We start from the raw sequence: 12,883 nt of genomic DNA, 5'->3' as shown, positions 1-12,883 counted from the left end.
GCCGACGACGCTCCGTCAGCGGGCACAATGGAGGCGTGACCCAAGACACACGAGCCCCCTTCCTCCTCGTCCATGCGGGGTGGGAGCTGTTCGGCTCCGACCGGATGCTGCTGGAGAGCGCGATCGGGCTTCGGCAGGCAGGGGAGCGTGTCGTGGTCGCACTGCCCGAGAGCGGACCGCTGGTTCCGCGTCTCCAGGCCGCGGGCGTGGAGGTGCTCATCCCCCCGACCTTCGTGCTGCGCAAGTCCGCACTCCGGCCCCGCAACTGGCTGCGCACGGTGCGCGATGTGATCCGAGGCAGCGTCGCGGCCGTCACGATCGTGCGGCGCCTGCGTCCCCGCGCCCTCTACGTCAGCACGATCGTCCTGCCGCTGTGGCCCGTGATCGGCCGGCTTCTGCGAGTGCCCACCGTCACGCACGTGCATGAGGCCGAGGCCTCGGCCGCCCGTGTCGTGAACCTGGTGCTCTACGCGCCGCATCTGGCGTCGCATCGGCTGATCGTCAACAGCGAGTTCACGCTGCGCACGGTGGGGGACAGCATCCCGGCCCTCGCCCGTCGGTCGACGGTGATCCCGAACGGGGTCGCCTCCCCGACCGACGTGCCCTCGGCGCGCGTACGTCTCGACGGCTTCCGCGTCGTCTATGTCGGCAGGATCTCGCACCGCAAGGGACCGGACGTCGCCCTCGAGGCCGTGGCGATGCTGCGGGAACGCGGGGTGGACGCGACCCTTCAGCTGATCGGAGCGGTCTTCGCCGGCAACGAGGCGTTCGGCCACGAGCTCACGGCGCAGATCGCCGCACATGGCCTCCAGGACCATGTGGTCCACCACGGATTCCGTGCCGACATCTGGCCGGTGCTCGCCGACGCCGACGCGATCGTGGTGCCGTCCCGTCAGGACGAATCGTTCGGGAACACGGCCGTGGAGGGGATCCTCGCGGCGCGCCCGGTCGTGGTGAGCGACATCCCGGGGCTGCGGGAGGCGGTCGGCGAGTACGACTCCGCCCTCTTCGTCGAAGGCGGCGACGCCCATCAGCTGGCCGAGGCGCTCGTGCGCATCGTCGACGACTGGTCGACATTCGTCGCCCGAGCGGAGGCCGACCGGAGTGCCGCCGTCCGCCGGTTCGCTCCCGAGGCCTACCGGCGGTCCGTCGCGGAGTTCATGCAGAGCGCAGCGCGCGGCTGATCGAGGGCTCGGGGTCGGCGCGGACCGTCGGGTCAGGCCGTCTTGGCCTTGGCTTTGGTCTTGGTCTTCGTCGCGGTGTTCGAGGCGGTTCCCGGACGCTCGTTCGACGCCGATTCCGCCGTCTCCGCCGGGGTCTGCGGTGCCGCCTCCGTCGACGACAGCGCGCCGTCCAGGAACCTGTCGAGCTGTCCGTGGAAGTGCTTCACGTCCTGGACGGTGGCCCGCAGCATCGCCTCATGCTCGCGGTCCGACCCGTGGTGCGCGTCGGCGATGTCGTACGGGTTGCGGCGTCGAGCGCCGAACAGGGTTCGACGGGCAGCGGGCAGTGTGACGAAGCCGCGTCGCGCGTGCAGCGCCTGTGCATAGCGGCGCACTCCGCGCAGATCTTCCGCATCGGAACGGAACTGGGCCTGGAGCTCGAGCTCTCGCTCCGGCACCGGCTCCGCGCCGAGGTGGACGGCCTCGCGCAGCGTGAACATGCGAGAGCGCACCTCGGGGACGAGCGCGGCGACGGCGGAGCGCTCCGCACGACTCGCGGTGAGGATGAGGTCTGCGCTGCGGAGCGTATCCGCATCCAGCGCCTCTGAGCGATGCGCCCGCTTCTGCTTCGCGGTGTTCCCCGACTCGGCGTCGGCGATGGATGCCGAGACCTGGCAGATCTCCAGCCCGCCGGGACCCACGCGGGTGCCGGCACTCGAGATGTGCCAGTCGCTCATGCCGGGCTGCGCACGCATCACGATCTCCATCAACGGCGATCGGCACACGTTGGCTTCGCAGACGAAGATCAGTCTGTCAGTCACAAGTTCCCCCTCGTGGAACCGTCGACTCCGGTTCGATCCTCAAACATAGGCGATAATGGTGCGGATGACGCATCTCGCGACGTCGCGTCGCGTTGTGTCGAGGGGATACGGGGACACATGACACTGCAGGACTACTTCCAATCGCTGAAGAGCCAGTGGATCGTGATCGTCCTCCTGACCCTGGTCGGTGGCGGATCCGCATACGCCTACTCGCAGTTCGTCGATCCCGAGTACCGTGCCGAGTCCCAGGTCATGGTCATCCCCACTCGAGGCGAGAACACGAGCGAGCTGCTCCAGGGGTCGAACTACGTGCAGAGCCTGGTCCAGACCTACACGCTGCTGGTGAGCTCTCCCACCGTGCTCGACCCGGTCATCGAGGAGCTGGGTCTGGATGAGACGCCCAACCGGCTCGCCCGGCGGATCGACGTCAACGTGCCCCTCAACACCGTCGTGATCGAGATCGGCGTCACGGACGCCGACGGCGAGAGCGCGAGTGACACCGCCAACGCGATCGCGCAGGAACTCGCCGAAGCAGTCCGGAACGTCTCGCCGACGAGTGCCGACGGCGAGCCCGCGGTGCGCATCGAGACCATCTCGCCGGCCCGTACGCCCACCGTCCCGGTGTCGCCGAACACGCGCAACAACGTGATCCTCGGCGCCGGCGCCGGGTTCGTGGCCGGTGTGGTGTTCGCCATCCTCCGCCGCCGCCTGGCAACGAGGATCACCACTGCGCGGTCTCTGAGCGAGGTCACAGAGGTCGCGCTGCTGGGCGAGATCCCCGAGGCCGCCGACAAGCAGGCCATCGCCCGAGTCATCCGATCGCAGCCGGACGGACGGGTGGCGGAGGCGATGCGTCAGGTCGCGGCGAGTCTCAAGTTCGTCGAGGTCGACAAGCACCGGCGCGTGATCCTGGTCACCTCGTGCTCCGCGCAGGAGGGCAAGTCGTCGGTGAGCCTCGGCCTTGCCATCACGCTCGCCGAGGGCGGCCGTTCCGTGCTCTTCATCGAAGCCGACCTCCGCCGGCCGAGCACCGCCAGGTACACCCAGCTCGAAGGCGCCGTCGGCCTCACGACGGTCCTCATCGGCGATGCGGAGCTCGCCGACGCCGTCCAGCAGTGGGGACGCCCCGGGCTCGACATCCTGACCGCCGGCGCTCAACCGCCGAACCCCGGGCAGCTGCTCTCCAGCGGGGGCCTTCACCGGGTCGTCGAGGAGGCGCGCGAGTCCTACGACTACGTCATCATCGACACGGCGCCCGTGCTGTCGGTGAGTGATGCCCTGTGGCTGTCGACGATGGCTGACGGCACGCTGTTCGTGGTGCGCTCGAACCGGACGAAGGGCGCAGATCTGACGCGAGCGCTCACCTCCCTCGAGTCCACCAGGACTCCGGTGCTCGGTATCGTGCTCAACGGCGTGCGAGGCGCGGCGAAGAACCCGTATTACACGGACGAACGCGCCAAGGGCCTGGGTCCGCGGCTCCTGCGTCGCGGCGCGCTCCGGTAGTCGTCGTGAACTCGCTTCTCGCCCTCGGCGCTCGGGCGCTGACGATGGTGATCTCGCTCGTCTGCGGAGTGATCACCACCCGCATGATCCTCGGTGAGACCGACATCCAGCACTATGCGCTCTATTCGCTGCTGATCACGATCCCGTCCCTTTTGACCTTCACCGATCTGGGCAGCGGGGCCGTCCTGGTCAACGCCGTCGCGACCAGCGACGACATCCGGACGGATCGCAGGCTCCGTCTGCAGATCACGTCCGTGGGCCGGGTGCTGCTGATGTTCGCCACCGGGCTGATGCTGATCAACACCGTGCTGCTCGTGACGGGCGGCTGGCGGGCTCTGTTCGGAGACGCGGGTGCGATTCCCGGTGCAGCGCTCGCGGCGTTCCTCTGCGTCACTCTGTTCAGCCTGTCGATCACTCTCGGCGTCTGGTTCCGCATCCTCCTCGGACAGCGCCGCAACCACATCGTGATCCTCGTCCAGGGCATGATCTCGCCCGTGACGCTCGGGGGCGTGTGGCTGATGCTGACGTTCGGAGGTCGGGACTTCGACTCGTATCTGGCCATCGCGTCGTATGGGGCGTCCCTGTTCTCGGCGATCGTCGGCTTCGCGCTCGTCACACGATCGACCGCCCCGCTGATCCCCGATGCGCTCCGGATGCTGCTGCGTTTCCGCAGCGTGCGCGGTGTCAGGGTGATGGATGTCGGCTGGCCGATGCTCGCCCAGATGGTGACCTATCCGATCGCCGTGGGATCTCAGCGCTACGTGCTCGCGCAGTTCGGCACGCCGACCGATGTGGCCGAGTACGGGGTCGCCGGCCAGGTCTTCTTCGCGCTCAACGGTCTGGTGATGGCCGCCGGTGTCGCGCTGTGGCCGCAGTTCGCCCGACTGCGGCACAAGGGAGAACTGCGTCGCGGACCGTTCCTGCTGTCGCTGATCTTCGCGGGCGCGATCGCTGCGGCCACCTTCCTGGTGTGGTGGGTCTCGCCGTGGCTCTTCGGGTTCATCACCCAGGGCGAGCTCGAGGTGCGGACGCTCACCATCTTCGCCTTCGGCTGCATGATCATGCTGACGGCCGCCGTGTACCCGCTGGGGATGTTCATCATGGACAAGCCCGGGATCCGGTTCCAGGTCGTGCCGACCCTCGCGATGGCGACCGTGAGCATCATCCTCTCGCTGGTGCTCACCCCGCTCCTCGGCATCGTGGGTCCGCTGATCGGCGTCTCCTTCGCGCTGATCGTGTGCCAGATCATCCCGTACTCGATCTACATCCACCGACACCGCGAGCGTCTGCTCGGGACGGGGGAGGAGCCGAGGGCCGAGGCCCCGACGGAGGTCGGCTAGCCCGGCCAGTCGCTCTGCGCGCGCCGCGCACGGCGTGCGGTGGGATGGATCGACTCACCCCGGGCGATGCGGATCGCGAGCTCCTCATAGGCGGCGGCGACATCGTCCCACGAGAACGCCTCGGCGGCGCGGCGACGCATCGCCTCGGCGTTCGAGGTCACGGCGGTCGGATCGGCCTCGACGGCGTCGACGGCTCGGGCCACGTCGGCGGGACCCTCGAAGTACCACCCACTGCCGTCGAGGACTTCGCGGTTGAACACGACGTCGTACGCGACCACGGCGGTGCCCGCACCCATCGCTCGCAGCAGCGAGGGGTTCGTGCCTCCGACGGAGTGCCCGTGCAGATAGGTGTACGCGTGGTGATACAGCGCGTCGAGGAGCTCCTGGTCGTACACGGCGCCGAGGAGTCGGATGCGGTCGTCCGCCGCAGCGATGCGGTCGATCGCGGCCGTGTACTCGGCTGCATACGGCGCCGAGCCGACGACGACGAGCGGCTTCTGCGCCGCGGACGCCGCGTATCCCTCGACGATCTCGCGCACGTGGTTCTCGGGCTCGAAGCGCGCGACGACGAGGTGGTACCCGCCGGGTTCGAGACCGAGGCGTGCGATGCCGTCCGCGGGCGCGTCGTCGAGGAGCGGGGCACCGTAGCGGATCAGCTCGCTGGGGACGTCGAACTGGTGGTCGTAGTAGTCGGCGATCCCCGGGGCGTCGGAGATGATCGCGTCGGCGGTCTGCACGCCGAACGCCTCGGCCCAGCGGTAGTAGGCCTTGCCGCGGGAGCCCCACTTCGATCGCCGCCACTCGAGTCCGTCCATGTGCAGCGCCACCGGGATCCGGCGGGCCCGAAGGAGCGGGAGGAACGGCGAGTTCGCGGCGTTGAAGACGAACGCGGCGTCCGGGCGGGCCTTCGTGACCGCGTGCAGCGTGGAGAGGGCGGTGTGACTCAGGGTCTCGAGGGCCTTCTGACGCACGGCGGGGAGCGTGACCCTGCGCATCCCGAGATGGGTGTCGCCGACAGTGCCGGCGTCCCGACCGTAGACGAGGACCCGGTGGCCGCGGTCGACGAGTCGGCGTCCCACCTCCTCCACCGCGGTCTCGAATCCGCCGTAGGCGGCGGGGATCCCGCGAGTGCCGATCAGGGCGATGCGGAGCGTCGGCGTCGAGGAGGTCGAATCGGAGCGCATCGCATCAGTATGCCTGAGCCGGGGCTCGGCGTCGGTTCGGTCGCGGCTATCCTGGCGGGGTGTCGACACCGCGCAGAGCAGACCGTCCCCTGTCGTGGGGGTTCCCCGCTGAGCAATCGGTCACCGCATGGCAGGAGCGCCACGCGCGCGGTGAGGTCCCGAGCGTGTGGCCGTACGGCCTGGACGGCCTGCGCGAGTCCGGAGCGGTCGAGGTGCTCGATCTTCCGGCACCGGGGCGTGTCGCTCGGCTGCGCGCGCGGGCGGGGATCGGACGCCGTCCGAGCCCCGGGCTCGCGTTCACATGGGACGAGAACGCCGCGTTCCGTCTGCAGGTGATGCGACCGCATGCTCGTTTCATCTCCGGGGTGATCTGGCTCACCGACATGGTCGAGCGCGGTACGGTCCCGGCTCGACTCATCGAGGTGCTCGGGCGTGCGGAGGCGCTCTGGGTGCTCAGCGAGGCACAGGTCGCTCCGCTGCGTGCGCTGTTCGGTCCGAACGGTCCCCGCGTCGTCGCAGTGCCGTTCGGGGTGGATGCGCAGTTCTTCTCCGCGCGTCCGTACCCCACGCGTCCTCGCGTGGTGAGCATCGGCAACGATCGCGATCGTGATCCCCAGACGCTCTTCCGCGCTCTGGCACGCGTCCGCGATGCGCGACCGGACGCAGAGCTGATCGTGCAGAGCTCAGCCTCAGGCGTGCCGGACGGCATCGAGATCGTGCCGCGGATGACGCACGGCGAGCTGCGCGAGCTGTATGCGACCGCGAGCGTGGTCGCGACCGCGACCCGTCCGAATCTGCATGTCTCGGGCATGACGGTCACGCTCGAAGCCCTGGCCACGGGACGCCCGGTGGTCAACACGGACACCCCGGGCATGGGCCAGTACGTGTCGGAGGGGCGCACCGGCCATCTCGTTCCCGTCGGTGACGACGAGGCGATGGCCCACCGCCTGCTGGCCCTGCTGGACGATCCGATCCGGGCGGATGCGATGGGGCGCGAGGGGCGCCGGACGGTCGAGCAGAGCTTCACCACGCAGGAGATGTGCGCACACCTTGCCACCATCCTGCGAGCTCCGGCGGAGTGACACGCACCTCCGAGGTGATCGGCCGAAAGTCGTAGTGGCGGGACTGGACTCCGTGCGCTAGTCTTGGCGCGGATGCGTCTATGGGGGACGCGGGGGAATCCAACATGCTTGCCGTTCTTCGGCAGTGCCTATGGGGAGGCGCTATGCGAGTCCAACGACTCGATTCAATCGATCATGACTTCACGTCGCGATCATCATCTTTCCGCCGTATCGCGATCGCGGTCGTCGCCACTCTGGTGATCGGGCTCCTGGGGTCGGTGCTCGCTGCGCCGTCAGCGCAGGCGGACACCGCGCCGACGGATCCGACTCTGCCGGCCACGGTGAGCGCCGATGCGCTCCCGACGACGCAGATCAACGGCATCGTCTGGGCCCAGGCCGTCGCCGGCAACAAGGTCTTCGCCGGTGGTCAGTTCACGAGTGCGCGCCCGGCAGGGGCGGCGGCCGGGACGAACGAGACGCCTCGTTCCAACCTGCTCGCGTACAACATCGCCACCGGTGCGCTCGACATGTCGTTCAACCCGCAGGTCAACGGCCGGGTACTCGCCGCCGCCGTCTCACCCGACGGCACGCGCCTGTACATCGGCGGCGGCTTCACCGCCGTCGACGGTCAGAACCGCTACCGCCTCGCGGCGTTCAACACGGCGACCGGCCAGCTGATCGCCAACTGGACCCCCGGCACGAACACGATCGTCCAGGGCATCGTCGCCACCGACACGACCGTGTACGTGACGGGCGAGTTCTCCAACGTCAACAACACCACCCGCACGGGTGTCGCCGCGCTGAGCGCCTCGACCGGTGCGGTGCAGGCCTTCAACCCGGTGCTGGCGGGCGGCTACGGCGCGCGCGCCGTCGTGGTGTCGCCCGACAAGTCGAAGGTCGTCATCGCCGGCTCCTTCACGTCGACCAACGGATCGACGAACCCCGGACGCGGCATGGCCGCGCTCGACGCGACCACGGGCGCGAGCATGCCCTGGGCGATCAACAACGTCGTCCGCAACGCGGGGACCGCATCGTCGATCTACTCGCTCGCCTCTGACGGCGACAGCGTGTACGGCAGCGGCTACGACTTCGGCGGCTCGAAGACCGAGGACGACTTCGAGGGCGCCTTCCGCGCCAGCTGGAGCGACGGCTCGATCGTGTGGATGGAGGACTGCCACGGCGACACCTATTCGGTGTACCCGACCGGCGGCGCCCTGTATACCGCGGCGCACTCGCACTATTGCGGCAACATCGGCGAGTTCCCGCAGCTCGACCCGTGGAACTTCAACTTCTCCCTCGCGTTCGACAAGAACCCGTCGAACCGCACGATCACGCCCGACATCTACGGATACCGCAGCTTCACGGGCAACCCTGCCGCGCGTCTGCTGCACTGGTACCCGACCTGGCAGCCGGGAACGGTGTCCGGCATGAACCAGGCCGCGTGGTCGGTCACCGGAGGCGGGGACTACCTCGTCTACGGAGGAGAGTTCACCGCCGTGAGCGGCACGGCCCAGCAGGGTCTGGTCCGCTTCGCGAAGCCGGGCACCGCACCGAACAAGGTGGGACCGACCATCAAGGGCGGCGCCTATCAGATCAGCGCGCAGTCCTTCCGTGCCGGCCAGGTGCGTGTGGCCTGGCCCGCGAACTACGACGCGGACAATGCCAAGCTCACCTACGAGGTCTACCGCCGCGACATCGCGCAGCCCGTCTACTCGACCACGGCTGATTCGACGTTCTGGGTGCGCCCGCGCATGATGTACTCCGACACCGCCGTGACTGCGGGTCAGGTCTACGAGTACCGCGTGAAGGTCACCGACCCGAACGGCAACACCACGACCTCCGACTGGACACCCGTCACGGCCGCCGATTCCGGCACCGCGAACACGTACAACACGGCGATCCTCGACTCGGCTCCCAAGTACTACTGGCCGCTCAACGAGGCGACCGGCACTTCAGGGATCGACTGGGTCACCGGCAATGATCTGAAGCTGGCCGGCGGCACCACCCGGGGCCTCCCCGGACAGGTACAGGGAGAGACCTCCGGGTCCACCGGGTTCAACGGCTCCACGGGGACGGCCGCGTCGTCGTCTTCCGAAGTGGCGTCGAACACGTTCTCCGTCGAGGCCTGGTTCCAGACCACCAGCACCAGCGGTGGCAAGATCGTGGGCTTCGGGAACAACCCGACCGGCGTCTCCGGCAGCTACGACCGCCACATCTACCTGAGCAACACGGGTCAGATCACGTTCGGCGTGTACCCGGGTGGAACCCGCACGCTCACCAGCAACAGCGGCTACAACGACGGTGCGTGGCACCAGGTCGTCGGCACGATGAGCTCCGCCGGAATGGTGCTGTACGTGGACGGCGTGAGGGTGGGCGTGCGTACCGACACCACGACCGGACAGGACTACACCGGTTACTGGCGCGTCGGCGGTGACAGCCAGGGCGGCTGGCCCTCTGCGGGCTCCTCGAACTTCCTGAACGGACGCATCGCCGACGTCGCCGTCTACTCCACGGCGATCTCGCGCAACGATGTCGACGCGCACTGGGTGGCTTCGGGCCGCACGTCCGCGTTGCCGGCAGCGCCCGCCGACGCGTACGGCAAGGCCGTGTACGACCTCGATCCGACCCTCTTCTGGCGTCTCAACGAGACCACGGGCACCGTCGCGGCGGACGCCGGACGGGACGCGAGCACCGGAGGATACAAGACCAACGGCACCGCCACCATCCAGCGCGGCCAGACCGGCGCGATCGCCGGGACCACCAACAAGGCGATCCGCTTCACGTCGTCGAAGTTCGGTTCCACCTGGAACAACCGTCAGACCGTGATCAGCGATCGTCAGTACGTCTCGCCGAGCACGTACTCGATCGAGACGTGGTTCAAGACGACGTCCACGGGTGGGGGCAAGCTGATCGGCTTCGGCAACAGCAACTCCAACAACGCCAACGCGAGTGCCAACTACGACCGTCACATCTACATGGATTCGACCGGTCGGCTCAAGTTCGGTGTCTACAGCGGCGGCACGCAGGTGTTGACCGCCCCGAGCACCTATCGTGACGGCCAGTGGCACCACGTGGTGGCTCAGCAGTCCGCGAACGGCATGCAGCTGTTCGTCGACGGCACGGAGGTCGCATCGAACGGCGTCGCGACCGCCGATCAGTACAGCGGCTACTGGCGGCTCGGGGGCGACACGACGTGGGAGGGCGACCCCTTCTGGGTCGGCTCGCTCGACGAACCGGCCGTCTATGCCTCGCCGCTGACGGCGAGCCAGGTCCTGCAGCACTACCAGCTGGGTTCGACCGGTACGCCGAACGAGCTCCCGGTGGCGCAGTTCACCACGGCGGCGACGGATCTCTCGATCGCGTTCGACGCCTCCGCCTCGACCGACCAGGAAGGCCCCATCGCGGCATACACCTGGGACTTCGGTGACGGGCAGACGGGAACGGGCGTCGCCCCGACCCACGTGTACGACGCAGCGGGCACCTACACGGTGACTCTGACGGTGCGCGACGGCGGTTCACTCACCTCGTCGATCAGCCATGAGGTCATCGCGCGGAACCCGAACGTCGTGCCGACGGCGGCCTTCACGGAGAGCAAGGACTTCCTGGCTCTCTCGGTCGACGCCTCGACCAGCGCGGACAGCGACGGCTCGATCGCCGCGTACGCCTGGAACTTCGGTGACGGCGCGACCGCCACCGGAGCGACGGCAGCGCACACGTACACCGCCTCCGGCACCTATGAGGTGTCGCTCACGGTGACCGACGACCGCGGCGGCTCCGCCACCACCACGAAGTCGATCACGGTCGAAGCGGCGAACGTCGCGCCGACGGCGGTCGCGAATGTGGTCCGCGGTGCGGACGGCATGTCGATCACCGCGAACGGCTCGGGATCCAGCGACAGCGACGGAACGATCGCCGCCTACGCCTGGAACTTCGGTGACGGTGCGACGGGATCGGGCGCCACGGCGACCCACACCTACGTCGCGGCGGGCACCTACACGGTGACCCTCAAGGTGACGGACGACGACGGCGCGACGCACCAGGTCACGGCATCCGTGACCGTCGCGCCGGCGGCGACGGAAGACGTCATCGCGAAGGACGCGTTCGAGCGGACCGCATCGTCATCGTGGGGCAGCGCAGATGTCGGCGGCGCGTGGACCACCACGGGCGGCTCGGCAGCCTTCTCGGTCGGCGACGGTGTGGGCAAGTTCGCGCTCGCACCTGCGGCGACACGCGAAGCACGTCTCGCCGCAGTCTCGGGGACCAACACGGTGACCTCGCTCACGCTCGCCTCGAGCAATGCGACGAGCGGAGGTGCATTCAACTTCACCGTGAACGGGCGTCAGGTCGGCAGCGACACGTACTCCGGCCGGGTGAAGGTCGAAGCGACCGGTGCGATCCGGCTGTACCTGCTCCGGAACGAGACCGCCATCGGCAACAGCGTGCTCCTCTCGGGCAACTACACCGCGGGGGAGAAGCTCTCCATCGCCCTGTCGGTCCGAGGCACCTCTCCGACGAGCCTGGCGCTGAAGGTCTGGCGCACCGGCACCACGGAGCCGACGAGCCCGCAGCTGCAGGCGACCGACACGACGGCTGCGCTGCAGGCGGCGGGTTCCGTCGGGCTGAAGATGGCCGTGTCCTCGGTCTCCTCGGTATCGACCGTCGTCACGATCGACGACTACAAGGTGGTGACGGGCGCCGTCGTGGCTCCCGTCAACCAGGCGCCCACGGCCGCGTTCACCTCGTCCGTCTCCGCTCTGACCGCGAACGTCGACGGTCGCACGTCGACCGACTCGGACGGGACGATCGCCTCGTACGCCTGGACCTTCGGAGACGGGGGGACGGCGACCGGCGCGACCGCATCGCACGCGTACGCCGCCGCAGGTACGTACAACGTGACGCTCACGGTGACCGACGACAAGGGCAAGACCAACGCCGTCACCGCGCCGGTGACGGTGACGGCTCCCGTCGTGGACCCGCCCGACCCGGGTGACCCCGTGCCGCTGGCCACCGACGAGTTCGATCGTGCCGTCACCGGTGGGTGGGGTGCGTCCGACCTCGGAGGCGCCTGGGCCACGACCGGTGGGAACGCCGCCTTCTCGGTCGCGGCCGGAAAGGGCACCATCTCGCTGGCGCCGTCGCAGACCAGAGAGGGCCGCCTGGCCGTCTCGGGCACCAGCGCGGTGCTGGATGCGACTTTCGCCTCCGATGTCGCATCGGCTGGCGGCACCACCAGCATCACACTCCACGGCCGCACTGTCGGCACCTCCGTCTACTCGGCGAGGGTGCGACTGGAGCCGGCGGGCGTCGTGCGGGTGTACATCCTCCGCGATGAGACGGCGATCGGAAACAGCTTCGTGCTGCCGACGACGTACACCGCCGGACAGGTGCTGCACGCACGGTTGTCCGTCACGGGAACCAGCCCCACGACCATCGCCGCCAAGGTGTGGGTCGAGGGGCAGACGGAGCCCGCCAACTGGCAGTTGCAGGGTACGGATTCCACGGCTGCCCTCCAGGCGGCCGGCGGCGTGGGCATCAAGACGTCGAGCAGCTCAGCGTCGACGAATCCCACGACGAAGATCTCGTTCGAGCGGTTTGCGGTTGTGATCCCGCAGTAATCTGCACGCGGAAGGGGGGCGCGTGGCTTCGGCCATGCGCCCCCTTTTCTGCATGCTCCCCGGGGGCGGGCGCATGCTCGAGGAGGCGGGCCAGGGACGGCATGTGGCCCCGAGGACGGAGCAGAGGAGAAACTGTCCGAACCGGTCGGAGGCGGTGACGGCGGACCCGGGTCGCCAGGAGGGACAGGGGTGGCGC

The 12,883-nt window shown here is 68.8% G+C and carries 7 protein-coding genes; 5 read left to right on the top strand and 2 right to left on the bottom strand.

Translation table 11 applies throughout. The features are described 5' to 3' along the window. Positions 1-35: 35 nt before the first annotated feature. Positions 36-1,184: a glycosyltransferase gene (locus tag ACESK8_RS00220; protein WP_372966772.1), complete on the top strand. Its 1,149-nt coding sequence runs from the start codon at positions 36-38 to the stop codon at positions 1,182-1,184. 32 nt (positions 1,185-1,216) lie between these two features. On the opposite strand, the gene ACESK8_RS00215 is transcribed toward ACESK8_RS00220, so the two are convergent. After that, entirely contained in the window at positions 1,217-1,984 is a 768-nt protein-coding gene (locus ACESK8_RS00215; RefSeq protein WP_372966771.1) for a hypothetical protein, read from the bottom strand. A 117-nt stretch (positions 1,985-2,101) separates the two neighbouring features. On the opposite strand from ACESK8_RS00215, the gene ACESK8_RS00210 reads away from it, so the two are divergent. Both ACESK8_RS00210 and ACESK8_RS00205 read left to right on the top strand, forming a co-directional pair. After that, entirely contained in the window at positions 2,102-3,487 is a 1,386-nt protein-coding gene (locus ACESK8_RS00210) for a polysaccharide biosynthesis tyrosine autokinase (RefSeq protein WP_372966770.1), read from the top strand. Between the two features lie 5 nt (positions 3,488-3,492). Next, entirely contained in the window at positions 3,493-4,827 is a 1,335-nt protein-coding gene (locus ACESK8_RS00205; protein WP_372966769.1) for a hypothetical protein, read from the top strand. Here ACESK8_RS00205 and ACESK8_RS00200 read toward each other — a convergent pair. Beyond that, a complete protein-coding gene (locus ACESK8_RS00200) occupies positions 4,824-6,011 on the bottom strand; it encodes a DUF1972 domain-containing protein (protein WP_372966768.1) in 1,188 nt (395 codons plus the stop codon). The genes ACESK8_RS00205 and ACESK8_RS00200 overlap by 4 nt on opposite strands. Positions 6,012-6,070: 59 nt before the next feature. On the opposite strand from ACESK8_RS00200, the gene ACESK8_RS00195 reads away from it, so the two are divergent. Together ACESK8_RS00195 and ACESK8_RS00190 are read left to right on the top strand one after the other, a co-directional pair. Further along, positions 6,071-7,093 (top strand): glycosyltransferase family 4 protein, encoded by a 1,023-nt coding sequence (locus ACESK8_RS00195; RefSeq protein WP_372966767.1) that lies wholly within the window; start codon positions 6,071-6,073, stop codon positions 7,091-7,093. A 143-nt stretch (positions 7,094-7,236) separates the two neighbouring features. Then, positions 7,237-12,687, top strand: a complete 5,451-nt coding sequence (locus tag ACESK8_RS00190) for a PKD domain-containing protein (protein ID WP_372966766.1) — start codon at positions 7,237-7,239, stop codon at positions 12,685-12,687. Positions 12,688-12,883: the final 196 nt, after the last annotated feature.

This window comes from Microbacterium sp., assembly GCF_041641055.1.
Taxonomy (GTDB): domain Bacteria; phylum Actinomycetota; class Actinomycetes; order Actinomycetales; family Microbacteriaceae; genus Microbacterium.
The sequence above is the reverse complement of the archived record's forward strand: the minus strand, read 5'-3'. Positions and strand labels throughout refer to the sequence as shown.